A 13,898-nucleotide genomic window follows, 5' to 3' on the forward strand; every position below is an offset into this window, starting at 1 on the left:
TGTGCCGTTCATACGGAAAACGTCGGCCCGGCCCGCGCCGGGGCTGCTTGAGTATAGCCACGGCGGTCCGCCCCGGAAGGATAGGCTCAGCTCTTCACCGGCTTCTTGGCCAACATGCGCTGCAGGGTGCGGCGGTGCATGTTGAGCGCGCGCGCGGTGGCCGAGACGTTGCCGTCGTGCTCGGCCAGCACCCGCTGCAGGTGCTCCCAGGTGACGCGCTTGAGCGACATCGGCTGCGAGGCGAGCGGCAGTTCGGGATTGGCCGCCACCTGCTCGAAGGCGGCGAGGATGTCGTCCACCGTGGCCGGCTTGGCGAGGTACTGCACCGCGCCAAGCTTGGTGGCCTCGACTGCGGTGGCAATACTGGCGTAGCCGGTCAGCACCACCACGGCAGCGGCGGGCCAGTGCTGGCGCAATAGCGGCAGCAGGCGCAGGCCGCTGTCGCCGCCGAGGTTGAGGTCGAGCACGATGCGCGCCGGCGCCGAGCCCGCCACGGCCAGCGCCGCGTCGGCCGAATGCGCCACCGTCACCGTGTGGCCGCGCCGCGTTAGCGAGCGCGCCAGCACCGCACCGAAAGCCTCGTCGTCGTCGATCAGCAGAATGGGGACGCTCATGTTTCCTCCCTGTGCGTCAGCGTCAGTGGCAGCGTGACGCGCGCATGCACCCCGCCCTGGGCGCGGTTGGTCAGCTCCAGCGAACCGGACAGCCGCGCCAGCGTGGCGTGTGACAGCAGCATGCCGATGCCGAGCCCGGCCGGCTTGTCGGAATCGAGCGGGGTCAGCCCGGCGCGGCGCAGCTGCTCGGCGCTGAGGCAGCCCTGGCGGTTGACGATGTCGAGCTGCAGCGCATCGCCCGCCAGCCGGGCGCTGACCGTCACCTCGCCGCCGCCGGCCTCGGCGGCGTTATTGATCAGGTTGAAGAAGGCCGGCCAGAACACCGGCTCCAGCAGCACGCGGGGGTCGTCGCCGGGCGGCGGCCGCCAGTCGAGCCGCACGTCCGGGCGCAGGCTGCGCCAGCCGTCCAGCCGCTCGGCCAGGGTGGCGAACAGCGGCAGCGCGGCGGGGGCCGGCTCGGCACCGAGCTTGAGGCGCGCCAGCGCATCGCGGCACACCGCCAGCTGACGCCGCATCAGCTGCAGATCGTCGGCCAGCTCGGCGTTCTCGCCGTGGCTCGCGTGCAGCTCGTCCACCAGCAGCGTCAGCGTGTTGAGCGGGGTGGACAGCGAGTGCGCCGCGCCGGCCGCCTGCATGCCCACCGCCACCAGCTGCTCGTCGCGCAGCTGGGTTTCGCGCGCGGCGTCGAGCTCGGCCTCGCGCTCGGCCAGCAGCCGCGACAGGTAGGAGACGTAGGCGGTGATCAGGCAGGCAGACACGGCGAAGATCAGCCACATGCCGATGATGTGCAGGTTGAAGACGATGGCCGGCTCGCCGAACTCGGGCAGCGGCAAATGCCAGAAGATCAGCAGGCCGTAGAGCAGCATCGCCAGCGCGGCCAGTAGCCAAGCGAACAGCCCGGGGGCGATCAGCGCGGCGAACAGCACCGGCGGCAAAAACAGCGAAGCGAGCGGATTGACCGCGCCGCCGGTCAGCGCCACCACTTCCGCCAACACCAGCACGTCTGCCAGCAAGCCCAGGCGCAGGATCAGGCCGGGGCTGCCGCCGCGTGCCAGCCAGGCGTCGAGGCCGAGGTTGAGCAGCAGCAGCCCGAGCAGCCCCGCCAGCAGCAGCATCCAGGGCACCGCCACGCCGGCCAGGGCGCAGCCGAGCAGGGTCAGCAGCGACAGCGCCAGCATCACGCGCCGCACCAGGGACAGGCGCTGCATGGCGCGTGCGAGATCGGGAGCGAACAGGGTACGGGTGAGGCGAGGGGCGTTCATGCGCGCCACTTTACCATCCCCCGTCGCGCCAGGGCTGCGGTGGATTGCCGCATTGACAGCCCCGCTCCGGCTTCGGTTATCCCAGATCAAGTTCCTTATCCGGCCACGCTTTTATCATGGCGCCATCTTGCCTTGCAGGCTTGCCGGCCGGCGCCCCCACGCTGCCGGACGGTAAACCGAGCGAAAGTCCAACCGTCATGAAAGCCCTGTTCCGCCTTGCCCTCCTGTGTCTGGGACTGCTGCTGGCCGCCGCCAGCCAGGCCGGCTCCGGTTCGTACGAGGCCAAGCTCCCGCCCGAACTGTTCGACTCCCCCCGGCTGTGCACCTACGCCCCCTGCCGCGACGTGCTGCCCGGCGCCGACAGCTTCTCCGAGCGCCAGGGTAAGCCGCCCTTCGTCGAGGGCTACCGCACGGTGAACGGCCAGCGCGAGCGCGTCGGCTTCGTGTTCCTGTCCACCGATATCGTCGACATCCCGGCCTACTCCGGCAAGCCGGTGATCACGCTGATCGGCATGGACAACGCCGGGCGCTACACCGGCTCGACCATCCTCAAGCACAGCGAGCCGATCCTGCTGCTGGGCATTCCGGAGAACGAACTGACCCGCTTCACCCGCCAGTACCTCGGCAAGCACGTCACCGACAAGCTCGACATCGGCCAGGGCAGCGGCGCCGGCAGCGTGGGGCTCGACGGCATCACCGGCGCCACGGTGACGGTGATCGCACAGAACCAAGTGATGATGAAGTCGGCGATGAACGTGGCGCGCCAAGTCGGCATCGTCAAGTCGCAGCCCAAGCCGGCGGCGCGCTTTGTCGATCCGGCCGACAAGCCGGACTGGGTGCGCCTGGCCGACGAAGGCGCGGTGCAGCACCTGACCATCAGCCGCGCCCAGGTCGGCCTGCCGGACGCGGCCCAGCCCTACATCGACCTATGGTTCGGCTACCTCAACCAGCCCACGGTGGGACGCGCCGTGCTCGGCGAGGCCGGCTACCAGAGCCTGATGGCGCGGCTGCAGCCGAATGAGCACGCGCTGTTCATCGTCAACAACGGCAGCGAGTCGTTCAAGGGCTCGGGCTTCGTGCGCGGCGGCATCTACGACCGCATCCAGGTGCAGCAAGATCTCGACAGCTACACCTTCCGCGACCTCGACTACCTCAACCTCTATGACCTCGCCGCGCCCGGTGCGCCGGCCTTCCACGAGTCGGGCATCTTCATCCTGCGCCAGGCGCCGAACTTCTCCGCCGCCTACCCGTGGCAACTGGTGTTCCTCGGCAACAAGATCGACCAGCAGACCGCGCAGAAAACCTTCGCCGCCTTCGAGCGCGAGTACTGGCTGCCGGCGCGCTACCTGCAGGGCGGCCGCCCGCACGTCGAGCGCCCCGACCCGACCTGGCTCAAGGTGTGGAAGGAGAAGCGCTGGCAGATCGCCGCTTTCGTCGCCTTCCTGCTGGCGGTGAGCCTGAGCTACGCGCTGCGCGACAAGCTGGTGCGCCGCTCCTCGCGCAAGGACAAGCGCTGGGTGAGCATCCCGAAATACAGCGCCTGGGCGATCAGCGTCGCCTTCGTCGGCTTCGGTGCCATGGCCCAGCCCTCAGTGACGCAGGTGCTGACCTGGGTACACGCGCTGATCGGCGAATGGCGCTGGGAGCTGTTCCTGTCCGACCCGCTGATCTTCATCTTCTGGTGGTTCATCCTGATCAGCGTGGTGCTGTGGGGGCGCGGGCTGTTCTGCGGCTGGCTGTGCCCGTTCGGCTCGCTCACCGAGGGCCTGTACAAGATCGTCGCCGCCACCCCGCTCAAGCGCTTCCAGCGTAAACCCAACGCACGGCTGCATGCGCGCCTCAAGTGGCTCAAGTACGGTGTGTTCGCCAGCCTCTTGGGCGTGTCGCTGTTCTCGATGACGCTGGCCGAGCAACTGGCCGAGGTGGAGCCGTTCAAAACCACCTTCCTGGTTGGGGTGCTGCATCGCAGCTGGCCGTTCGTGCTGTTCTGGAGTCTGATCATCGGCGTGTCGCTGTTCGTCGAGCGGCCGTTCTGCAAATACCTGTGCCCGCTCGGCGCCAGCCTCGCCATCCCCTCGCGCTTCCGCCTGTTCGGCCTCAAGCGCAAGGCCGAGTGCGGCCCCTGCGCCGCCTGCGCGGTGGGCTGCGGCTCGCTCGCCATCGACGACAAGGGCCGCATCGACCAGAAAGAGTGCCTGCTCTGCCTCGACTGCATGGTGATGTACTACGACGACCACGCCTGCCCGCCGCTGGCACAGGAGCGCAAGCGCCGCACCAAGGCCGGCCAGCCGCTGACACCGATCGGCAAGGACGGCTACTTCATCCCGATCACCCCGCTTCCGGCCACGCCCAAGGCTGCGCGGCCTCAGCCCGAGAAGGAAACGGCATGAGCGGGGACCGGCTCCGGGCTGGCCTGAGCGCCATGCTGCTGGCACTGCTGGCGGCCGGCACGGTACACGCCGCGGTGCTGACGGTGGCGCCGGGCGCGTCGATCCAGGCCGCCGTGGAGCGCGCCGCCCCCGGCGACACGGTCGAGGTGGCGCGCGGCCTCTATACCGAAAACCTGCGCATCGCCAAGCCGCTGACGCTGCGCGGCGTCAACCGCCCGACGCTGTCCGGCGGCAACCGCAACGACACCATCCGCATCGCCGCGCCGGACGTGCGCGTGGAAGGCTTCATCGTGCGCGACAGCGGCGGCGACCTGGGCGCCCAGAACGCCTGCCTCTACCTCGAACCGGGCGCCGACCGCGTCACGGTGCGCGGCAACGACCTCACCTATTGCCTGTTCGGCCTGTGGATCGAAAAGGTGCGCGACACGCGCGTCGAGCACAACCTGATCACCGGCAAGCGCGACTTCGCCTCGGTCCACCGCGGCAACGGCATCCAGCTCTACAACACCGAGGGCGCCGCCATCGTCGGCAACCGCATCAGCTTCGTGCGCGACGGCATCTACGTCGACGTCTCGCACCACGCGCTGTTTCGCGGCAACACCATCCACGACGCGCGCTACGGCACGCACTACATGAACTCCTACTACAACCGCTGGGAAGGCAACGAGGTCTACCACAACCGCGGCGGGCTGGCGCTGATGGAGGCGCGCAACCAGATCGTGGTGAACAACCGGGTGTGGGGCAATTCCGACCACGGCATCATGCTGCGCACGCTGCAGGACTCGCGCGTGGAAAACAACGTGGTGGCCGGCAACGCGCGCGGCCTGTTCGTCTACGACGCCGAGTACAACAGCCTGCGCGGCAACCTGGTGACCGGCAACCAGGTCGGCGTGCACCTGTCGGCCGGCTCCACCCGCAACGTGGTGGCGGACAACGACTTCATCGCCAACCGCGAGCAGGTGCGCTACGTCGGCACCCGCGACGAGGAATGGGGCAAGCCGCGCGGCAACCACTGGAGCGACTACCTGGGCTGGGACCGCGACGGCAACGGCCGCGGCGACGTGCCCTACCAGGCCAACGACCTGGTCGACCGCCTGCTGTGGCGCTACCCGAGCGCCAAGCTGCTCTTGAACAGCCCGGCGGTGCAGAGCCTGCGCCTGATCGCGCGCCAGTTCCCGCTGCTGCGCGCGCCCAGCGTGCTCGACCCGCAACCGGCGATGCGCCCGGCCCACCGTAACTGGACGGCCTGGAGCGCGCCGCGCTACCGCTTTACTTCGCAGTGATCCCACCATGAACCCACCCGTCATCGAACTTCACCAGGTCGAACGCCGCTTCGGAACGCTCCCCGCCGTCGACGGCGTCAGCTTCCGCGTCGAGCGCGGCGAGCTGTTCGGCCTCACCGGCCACAACGGTGCCGGCAAGAGCACGCTGTTCAAGATCATGCTGGGGCTGCTCGCCCCCAGCGCCGGCAGCGTGCAGGTACTCGGTGCCCCCACCCGCGGCGCGGCCTTCCGCGCCGTGCGCCGCCGCCTGGGCTACCTGCCGGAACAGCTGGCTCTGTACGACAACCTGAGCGGCAGCGAGACGCTGAGCTACTTCGCCCGCCTCAAGGGCGCCGAGCCACAGCAGGTGGCGCCGCTGTTGGAACGGGTCGGGCTGGCGCATGCCGCCCAGCGCCGCGTCGGCACCTACTCCAAGGGCATGCGCCAGCGCCTGGGGCTCGCCCAGGCCCTGCTCGGCAGCCCGCAACTGCTGTTCCTCGACGAGCCGACCAACGGCCTCGACCCGGAAGCGATCCACGCCTTCTACCAGCTCCTGGCCGAGCTGCGCGAACAGGGCGTGAGCATGATCCTGACCTCGCACATCCTGGCGGAGATCCAGGAACGGGTGGACCGCGTCGCCATCCTCAAGGCCGGCAAGCTCGCCGCGCTCGGCACCGTATCCCAGCTGCGCGAGGCGGCGGCGCTGCCGCTGGGCGTGACGCTCACCACCAGCCGGCCGCTGACGATGGACGAGCTGGCCCGGCTCGACCGCCACGCCCCGCTCAGACAACCCTCGGGGACCGACCAGCTGAGGCTTGCCTGCCCGCGCCCGGCCAAGATGGCGCTGCTGGCCGAAGTGGCGGCGCTGGGCGCAGCGGTGCGCGACGTGCGGCTGTCCGAACCCTCGCTGGAAGACGTGATCCTGGGCTACGCGGGAGGACGACCATGATCGAACTCAACGCCATCCGCACCGTCGCCGCCAAGGAATTCCGTGACCGCCTGCGCAACCGCTGGGTGCTGGCGGTGAGCGTCGTGTTCACCCTGTTCGCGCTGGTCATCGCCTACTTCGGCGCGGCCCAGCAGGGCGAGGTGGGCCTGCGCGGCATCGAAGTCACCATCGCCAGCCTGGTGAGCCTGGTGATCTACCTGATCCCGCTCATCGCCCTGCTGCTCGGCTTCGACGCCATCGTCGGCGAGCGCGAGCGCGGCTCGCTCGAACTCATGCTGTCGCTGCCGATCAGCCGCGCCGAACTGATCCTCGGCAAGTACGGCGGGCTCGCCGCGGCGCTGAGCGTGGCCACGCTGACCGGCTTCGGGCTGGCGGGCGCGCTGCTCGTCACCCGGCTGCCCGCCGCCGCGCTCTACCACTACGCCGGCTTCATGCTCTCGGCGCTGCTCTTGGGGCTCGCCTTCCTGTCGCTGGCGGTACTGGTCTCGGTGCTGGCCGGCGACCGCACCCGCGCCTCGGGCGCGGCGATCGCGCTGTGGTTCTTCTTCGTGCTGATCTTCGACCTCTTGCTGCTGGGCCTGCTGGTGGTACAGGGCGACGGCCCGCTGGGCGAGTGGCTGCCCTACCTGATGCTACTCAACCCGGCCGACCTGTTCCGCGCCCTCAACATCTTCAGCAGCGATGAGCTGCGCTCCTTTTACGGGCTGGGCAGCGTGCTGCCCGACCTGATGACCCAACCGCTGATGCTCGGCGGCATGCTCACGGGCTGGATCGTCGCCCCGCTCGCCGCCGCCCTGTGGAGATTCCGATGACATTACGCACCACGCTCGCGCTCGCGGCGCTGCTGGCCGGGCTGGCCGCCTGCCAGGACGAACGCCCCGCCCAGACCACCCCGCTCGAGATCAAGCAGGACACCGCCTGCGCGCTCGACGGCATGCTGCTCGCCGACTACCCCGGTGCCAAGGCGCAGATCCACTACGCCCAGGGCGAACCCGAATTCTTCTGCGACACCGTGGAAATGTTCTCGCTCTACCTCAAGCCGGAACAAGCCCGCCGCATCGCCGCGCTCTACGTCCAGGACATGGGCGAGACCGACATCAAGGCCCCCAAAGGGCACTGGATCGACGCGCGCCAGGCCTTCTACGTGCAAGGCTCGTCGCAGCAGGGCTCGATGGGACCGACGCTGGTGCCGTTCGGTCAGCGCGCCAAGGCCGAGGCTTTCGCCCAGCAATACGGCGGCAAGGTGCTGGCCTTCGCCGACGTCAAACCCGAGATGGTGCGGCTCGACGGCGGCGCCCTGCATGACAGCCATATGTGAGACCGACATGTCCTACCAGAACTTCTTCCGCGACGTCGACGCCACCCGCGCCCAAGAGATCGACGGCCTGTCCAAGCTGATGTACCAGCTGCGCGAAAGCCGCCGGCTGATCCTGGCGCGCTACGCCGTCGACAGCGAAGACGCCCTGCTCGACGCCATCCGCGAATCGAGGGTGGCCGAACACCCGGCCTACGACGATTACCTCTCGGCCAAGCAATTGCATCAGCACTACCAAGCCGCTCGCGCCGAAATGAAACTCTGCATGGAAAACACATGAAAACTGTCGTGGATTACGAAACGCTGCGCGATGCCATTATCGATGATTACGGCGAAACCCTGGCCGGCGATATTATCCTGTACCAGGACGCCATTTCCCTCGAATTATTAAATGGCACTTTGCTCGAGATCAAAGCGGCGTCGAATAGCGAATATAGTTTCATCTGGAAATATCAGGGCCATGTCCTGCGCCTCGACACCGCGCCGCTGCACCCCGATCTCTCCACCTATCCCCACCACCTGCACGATAGCGACGGCATGGTCCGGCCCGACCCGATCACCACCCCGGGCCAGCCGCTGAGACAGAACGTGCGGCTGCTGCTCGGCGCACTTAATCTCGATCCGCTGCTGGGTCACCGCGCCTAAGACAGTTCCATCCCAGCCTCTTGCCCGGCGACGCCGGGCTACCCACCAAGCGCAAAAAAAACGGCGGCCACAGCCGCCGTTCGAGACCGGCCAGGACGCCCCGCACGGCCGTCCTGGCTGGGTTGAAACCTGTTCAGGACGTCTTGGACAGCATGAAATCCACCGCCGCCTTGACGTCGGCGTCGGACAGCGCGCTGTTGCCGCCGCGTGCCGGCATCGCACCCTTCGCACCGGTGAAGCCCTCGACGGCGTGCTTGTACAGCGTGTCCTTGCCCTGCGCCAGGCGGGCATCCCAATCGGCCTTGTCGCCGACCATCGGTGCGCCGGCGGCGCCGGTCTGGTGACACATCACGCAGGTCTTCTTGAACACGTCCTCACCCGCCTTCAGCGCCGGATCGGCGGCGGCCGTGGTGGTGGCAGCCGGTTGGGCGGTCTCGGCGGCGGCCGGTGCCGCAGCCTGCGCCGTGCTTTCGGCAGCCTCTTTCTTGCCGCAGGCGGCCAACGCCAACAGGCTCAGAAAAGCCAGAGCCATCGCTTGCTTTTTCATTTTCATCCCCTTATGCGGAAACCCAAAATATCGACCGCACCATTTTACCAACGGCTCGCCTCAGTAATACGCCCACCGCCCGGTTTCTTTTAAAGGCTTGATGCGCATCAATTCCAGCGCGGGGTCAAAAGGATTGCAATAGCGTCGAATTAAAAATCATAAAACTCACGCTATTTCAGTACATTTGGAGCAAATAACATGGCGAAGGAAGAATCCGTTTCCGACATCGGCCGCCGCAAATTCCTCGGCACCTCGACGATGCTGGGCCTGGCCGGCATCGGCCTGAGCGCCGGGCTCAGCGGCTGCAAGGACGGCGGCGCCCAGGCCGCCGCCGGCAACGCGGGCGGAGAAGCGGCCGCGGCGTCCCACGGCGCCGGCCACAACCCGCACAAGGCCCCCGGCCAGCTCGACGACTACTACGGCCTGTGGTCCGGCGGCCACTCCGGCGAAATGCGCGTGCTGGGCCTGCCGTCCGGCCGCGAGATCAAGCGCATCCCGGTGTTCAACATGGACTGCATGAGCGGCTGGGGCATCACCAACGAATCCAAGGCCATCCTCGGCACCAAGCCGGACGGCAGCCCCAAGTACATGGTCGGCGACACCCACCACGTGCACGCCTCGTACGCCAAGGGCACCTACGACGGCCGCTACGCCTGGGTCAACGACAAGATCAACTCACGCCTGGCGCGCATCCGCCTCGACACCTTCGAGTGCGACAAGATCACCGAACTGCCCAACGTACAGGGCTTCCACGGCATCTTCCCGGACAAGCGCGACCCGGTGGACGCCAGCATCGACCGCACCACCCGCGTGTTCTGCGGCAGCGAATTCCACATCCCGCACGCCAACGACGGCCGTGACCTCGACGCCGGCGAAAAATACGGCGCGCTGTTCACCTGCGTCGACGCCGAGACCATGGAAGTGCGCTGGCAGTGCAAGGTCGACGGCAACATGGATCTCGTGGCCACCTCCTTCGACGGCAAGCTCGCCGCCTCCAACCAGTACAACGTCGAAAACGGCATCCGCTACGAAGACATGATGTCGGCCGAGCGCGACGCCTGCGTGTTCTTCAACGTGGCGCGCATCGAACAAGCAGTGAAGGAAGGCAAGTTCAAGACCATCGGGGATTCGAAAGTACCGGTGGTGGACGGCACCAAGGCCGCCAACGCCGACCCCAAGACCGCGCTCACCGCCTACGTGCCGGTGCCGAAGAACCCGCACGGCGTCAACGCCAGCCCGGACGCCAAATACTTCATCTGCGCCGGCAAGCTCTCCCCCACCGCCACCGTGATCGAGCTGGAGAAAGTGCTGGCCTGGTTCGACGGCAAGCTCGACGACATCAAGAAAGCCATCGTCGCCGAAGTGGAACTGGGCCTCGGCCCCTTGCACACCGCCTTCGACGGCCGCGGCAACGCCTACACCACGTTGTTCCTCGATTCGCAGATCGTGAAATGGAACCTCGCCGAAGCGATCAAGTTCTACGGCGGCGACAAGAATGCCAAGTACGTGGTGGACCGGCTCGACGTGCAATTCCAGCCCGGCCACCTCAACGCCTCGATGTCGGAAACGCGCGAGGCCGACGGCCAATGGCTGGCGGTGGGCTGCAAGTTCTCCAAGGACCGCTTCCTGCCGGTCGGCCCGCTGCACCCGGAAAACGAACAGCTGGTGGACATCAGCGGCGACAAGATGATCCACGTCGCCGACCACCCGGTGTACCCGGAGCCGCACGACTTCATCATCGTCAAGCGCGACAAGATCAAGCCGCGCCAGGTCTACAACCTGGACGAGTTCCCGCTGGCGCTGAAAGACCCGAAGGAAAGCCGCGTCGAGCGCAAGGGCAACAAGGTGACGATCTACCTCGCCTCACAGGCGCCGGCGTTCAGCCTGCGGGAATTCAAGGTGAAGAAGGGCGACGAGGTGACGGTGATCCTGACCAACCTCGACAAGGTGGAAGACCTGACCCACGGCTTCGCTATCCCCAAGTACAACGTCAACTTCATCGTCAACCCGCAGGAGACCAAGTCGGTCACCTTCAAGGCAGACAAGCCGGGCGTCTACTGGTGCTACTGCACCCACTTCTGCCACGCGCTGCACCTGGAGATGCGCTCGCGCCTGATCGTCGAGCGCTGAGCCGGCAAACTCATCCTAGCAACGAAGCGTTTCGGGAAGGCCGCAAGCCTTCCCGCTTTTTTTTGGTTCTACACGGGGCGTCCGCTCACCGCGTCGAGGCCGGCGCAGGTTTTTCCACCGGCAGCCCGGCGGCGAGCCAGTCGTCGAAGCCGCCGGCGATCGAGCACACCGTGGTGTAGCCCATCTGCAGCAGCGACTGCGCCGCCAGCGCGGCACAGGCGCTGGTCTGGCAATACAGCAGCACCGGGCGGTGACGGTTGGCCAGCTCCGGCGACGCCTCCAGCTGGAACTCCAGCACGCCGCGCGGCAGGTTGACGGCGCCGGGCACGTGGCCGGCGGCGTACTCCGTCGGTTCGCGCACGTCCACCACCAGCACGCCATCCGGTCGCCAGGTCGCCGCCTCGGGCAGCGGCAGCTCGACGATGCGGCTGCGTGCCTCCCTCACCAGATCTTGTGCGGTTCTCATCGGCTCACCCTCAATCGTCGTGATGAAGATTTTCTTCGATCACAGCATTAATGATAGCCAGCGTCAGGGCCAATGGCAGCCCGCCATCGGACGAAACAGCACATGCCGCATGTCCCGTGCCAGCTGGCACCCTTGGCATCGGCGCCGGGCGGTCCCACGGGGATCGGATCAGGCATCACGCTTGGCACCAGCCGGAATAGCTCGCCCCAAGAAAAATGGCCCACGCCGAAACGTGGGCCCAACACTTGGAGCGGGGGGTGCGTTCCCCCGATGACAACCAGCTTAGTACGCCGCCTCGGCGAAGGAAATGCGGCAGATTGTCGCAGCGCTCAGGCGCGCACCAGCCGGGCGACCAGGCCGCCTTCGGGATGGTTTTCCAGCTCCAGCGCCAGGCCGTGCAGTTCGGCCACGCGCTCGACGATGGAGAGCCCGAGGCCGCTGCCGGGCTGGGGCTGCCCCGGCGGGCGGAAGAAACGCTCGCGCACCCGTTCCAGCCATTCCGGGGCGATGCCCGGCCCGGTATCGCGTACCGCCACATGCCCGGCAGCCAGCTCCAGCGTCACCGTGGTGCCGTCCGGCGAGTAGCGCACGGCGTTGTCGAGCAGGTTGCGCAGCAGCAGGCCGACCAGGGTCTCGTCGCCGGACAGTGGCAAGACCTCGGCGTAGGGGCAGCTCTGGCGCAGCTCGACGGCGATGGCGCGCTCGCCCGCCGCGTGCCGGGCCTCGGCCAGGGCGCGCTCGGCGATGGCCTGCCAGTGCAGCGGCGCGCTCTGGGCCGGGATCGACAGCGGGTCCAGCCGCGACAGCGCCAGCAGTTGTTCGACCAGGCGCGTGGCGCGGTCGATGCCGAGCGTCAACTGGCTCAGCGCATGATCGCGGGCCGGCGCCTCGCTGCTCAGCTGCGCCACCTCGGCCTGCACCCGCAACGCCGCCAGCGGGGTGCGCAGTTCGTGCGCGGCGTCGGCGGTGAAGCGGCGTTCTCGCGCCAGCATCTCGGCCACGCGCGCGATCAGGCCGTTCATGCCGTCGATCAACGGTGCCAGCTCCGCCGGCACCTCCCGCGACAGCGGCGTCGGGCTGTCGAGGGGATGATGCCGCAACTCCTCGCGCACCCGCTCCAGCGGACGCAAGCCCAGCGTCACGCCGCGCCACAGCAGCAGCAACAGCACCGGCACCAGCAGCAGCCAGGGCAGCCACTGCGCGGAGAGCAGCCCGCGCACCACCTCCCAGCGTTCCTCCAGCTCCTGCGCCACGGCCACGGTGCGGCGCGCGTCGCTAAGGTAATACACACGCCACCGCTTGCCATCGGAATCCAGCGTCAAAAAACCGGAAAAACCGGGGTGGGGGCTCAGGCCCAAGCCTTCGCCGTCGCTCAACAGCAACCGGCCCTTGGCGTCCCACACCGCCAGCGCCATGTCGTCCACCTCGCCCTCGCGGCTTCCCTCGCCACGCAGGTAGGGCTTGGCCGGGGCCGCCAGGGAGGCCACGGAATGCAGCACTTGCCGGGCAAACAGCCGCTGCTGGCCGTCGTACAGCTCGTTGACCTCGTGCCAGGCGGCATAGCCGGACAGGCCCGTGGCCACCAGCCACACCAGCGGCACCACCAGCATGATCATGCGGATCAACCGGCCGCGCAGGCTAGGGTGTGTCATCAGCCCTCTCCCAAGGTATAGCCGACGCCGCGCACGGTCTTGATGAAGGCGGAACCCAGCTTCTTGCGCAGGTGATGGACGTGCACCTCGACGGCGTTGCTGTCCAGCTCCTGACCCCAGCCGTACAGCTTCTCCTCGATCAGCTCGCGCGTCAGCACCCGCCCCTTGCTCACCAGCAGCAACTCCAACAGCGACAGTTCGCGCGCCGTCAGCTCCAGCGTCTGGCCGGCCAGCGTGGCGCGGCGCGCCACCGGGTCGAAACTGACCGCGCCGTGGCTGTACACCGGCCCGCTCTGACCATGGCGGCGGCGGATCAGCGCGCGCAGCCGGGCGGCCACCTCGGCCAGCGCAAAGGGCTTGATCAGGTAGTCGTCGGCGCCGGCATCCAACCCCTTGAGCCGCTCCGGCAGGGCGTCGCGCGCGGTCAGCACCAGCACCGGCTCGCTGTGGCCGGCGCGGCGCCAGCTGGCCAGCACCTCCATGCCGTCGAGGCTGGGCAGGCCCAGGTCCAGCACCACGGCGTCGAAGGGGGCGCCGGAAAGCGCCGCCAGGCCTTCCTTACCGTCGCGGAACCAGTCCACGGCAAAGCCCAGCTGACCGAGCCCGGCCTTGAGCCCGTCGCCGATCAGGGCATCGTCTTCAATCAGCAGAATGCGCATCGCTTGT

14 protein-coding genes are annotated in these 13,898 nt (G+C 67.9%); 8 read left to right on the forward strand and 6 right to left on the reverse strand.

What is annotated here, in order from left to right; genetic code table 11:
- Positions 1-86: 86 nt before the first annotated feature.
- Positions 87-614 (reverse strand): response regulator transcription factor, encoded by a 528-nt coding sequence (locus PSEMAI1_RS0117860; RefSeq protein ID WP_024304180.1) that lies wholly within the window; start codon positions 612-614, stop codon positions 87-89.
- Complete coding sequence (locus PSEMAI1_RS0117865; RefSeq protein ID WP_024304181.1) at positions 611-1,876, reverse strand: ATP-binding protein; 1,266 nt, start codon at positions 1,874-1,876, stop codon at positions 611-613. Before PSEMAI1_RS0117865 ends, PSEMAI1_RS0117860 begins: the two co-directional genes overlap by 4 nt.
- A 197-nt stretch (positions 1,877-2,073) precedes the next feature.
- Between PSEMAI1_RS0117865 and PSEMAI1_RS0117870 the strand changes: the two genes are divergently transcribed.
- The 7 genes from PSEMAI1_RS0117870 to PSEMAI1_RS0117900 are packed head-to-tail and all read left to right on the forward strand — an operon-like array spanning position 2,074 to position 8,437.
- Complete coding sequence (locus tag PSEMAI1_RS0117870; protein WP_024304182.1) at positions 2,074-4,266, forward strand: NosR/NirI family protein; 2,193 nt, start codon at positions 2,074-2,076, stop codon at positions 4,264-4,266.
- Entirely contained in the window at positions 4,263-5,549 is a 1,287-nt protein-coding gene (locus PSEMAI1_RS0117875) for a nitrous oxide reductase family maturation protein NosD (RefSeq protein ID WP_024304183.1), read from the forward strand. Before PSEMAI1_RS0117870 ends, PSEMAI1_RS0117875 begins: the two co-directional genes overlap by 4 nt.
- A gap of 7 nt (positions 5,550-5,556) precedes the next feature.
- Complete coding sequence (locus PSEMAI1_RS0117880; RefSeq protein WP_024304184.1) at positions 5,557-6,477, forward strand: ABC transporter ATP-binding protein; 921 nt, start codon at positions 5,557-5,559, stop codon at positions 6,475-6,477.
- A complete protein-coding gene (locus PSEMAI1_RS0117885; protein WP_198019639.1) occupies positions 6,474-7,289 on the forward strand; it encodes an ABC transporter permease in 816 nt (271 codons plus the stop codon). Before PSEMAI1_RS0117880 ends, PSEMAI1_RS0117885 begins: the two co-directional genes overlap by 4 nt.
- The gene (locus PSEMAI1_RS0117890; RefSeq protein WP_024304186.1) at positions 7,286-7,795 is read left to right on the forward strand and encodes a nitrous oxide reductase accessory protein NosL; all 510 of its coding nucleotides are present in this window, start codon (positions 7,286-7,288) and stop codon (positions 7,793-7,795) included. The genes PSEMAI1_RS0117885 and PSEMAI1_RS0117890 overlap by 4 nt, the downstream gene beginning before the upstream one ends.
- Positions 7,779-8,072, forward strand: a complete 294-nt coding sequence (locus PSEMAI1_RS0117895; RefSeq protein WP_198019640.1) for a hypothetical protein — start codon at positions 7,779-7,781, stop codon at positions 8,070-8,072. The genes PSEMAI1_RS0117890 and PSEMAI1_RS0117895 overlap by 17 nt, the downstream gene beginning before the upstream one ends.
- Positions 8,069-8,437, forward strand: a complete 369-nt coding sequence (locus tag PSEMAI1_RS0117900) for a DUF6516 family protein (RefSeq protein ID WP_051460248.1) — start codon at positions 8,069-8,071, stop codon at positions 8,435-8,437. The genes PSEMAI1_RS0117895 and PSEMAI1_RS0117900 overlap by 4 nt, the downstream gene beginning before the upstream one ends.
- A gap of 133 nt (positions 8,438-8,570) precedes the next feature.
- Here PSEMAI1_RS0117900 and PSEMAI1_RS0117905 read toward each other — a convergent pair whose 3' ends face one another.
- Positions 8,571-8,984, reverse strand: a complete 414-nt coding sequence (locus PSEMAI1_RS0117905; RefSeq protein ID WP_036986329.1) for a cytochrome c5 family protein — start codon at positions 8,982-8,984, stop codon at positions 8,571-8,573.
- Positions 8,985-9,182: 198 nt separating this feature from the next.
- Between PSEMAI1_RS0117905 and nosZ the strand changes: the two genes are divergently transcribed.
- Complete coding sequence (gene nosZ / locus PSEMAI1_RS0117910) at positions 9,183-11,114, forward strand: TAT-dependent nitrous-oxide reductase (protein ID WP_024304190.1); 1,932 nt, start codon at positions 9,183-9,185, stop codon at positions 11,112-11,114.
- Positions 11,115-11,199: 85 nt separating this feature from the next.
- Here the strand turns inward: nosZ and PSEMAI1_RS0117915 are convergent, their stop codons facing one another.
- The 3 genes from PSEMAI1_RS0117915 to PSEMAI1_RS0117925 form a co-directional block, all read right to left on the reverse strand.
- Positions 11,200-11,580 (reverse strand): rhodanese-like domain-containing protein, encoded by a 381-nt coding sequence (locus tag PSEMAI1_RS0117915; protein ID WP_024304191.1) that lies wholly within the window; start codon positions 11,578-11,580, stop codon positions 11,200-11,202.
- Positions 11,581-11,909: 329 nt separating this feature from the next.
- Positions 11,910-13,232, reverse strand: a complete 1,323-nt coding sequence (locus PSEMAI1_RS0117920; protein WP_024304192.1) for an ATP-binding protein — start codon at positions 13,230-13,232, stop codon at positions 11,910-11,912.
- Positions 13,232-13,891, reverse strand: coding sequence for a response regulator (locus tag PSEMAI1_RS0117925; protein ID WP_024304193.1), 660 nt, complete (start codon positions 13,889-13,891; stop codon positions 13,232-13,234). The genes PSEMAI1_RS0117920 and PSEMAI1_RS0117925 overlap by 1 nt, the downstream gene beginning before the upstream one ends.
- Positions 13,892-13,898: the final 7 nt, after the last annotated feature.

Origin of the sequence: Pseudogulbenkiania sp. MAI-1 (assembly GCF_000527175.1) — a bacterium.
Taxonomy (GTDB): Bacteria; Pseudomonadota; Gammaproteobacteria; order Burkholderiales; family Chromobacteriaceae; genus Pseudogulbenkiania.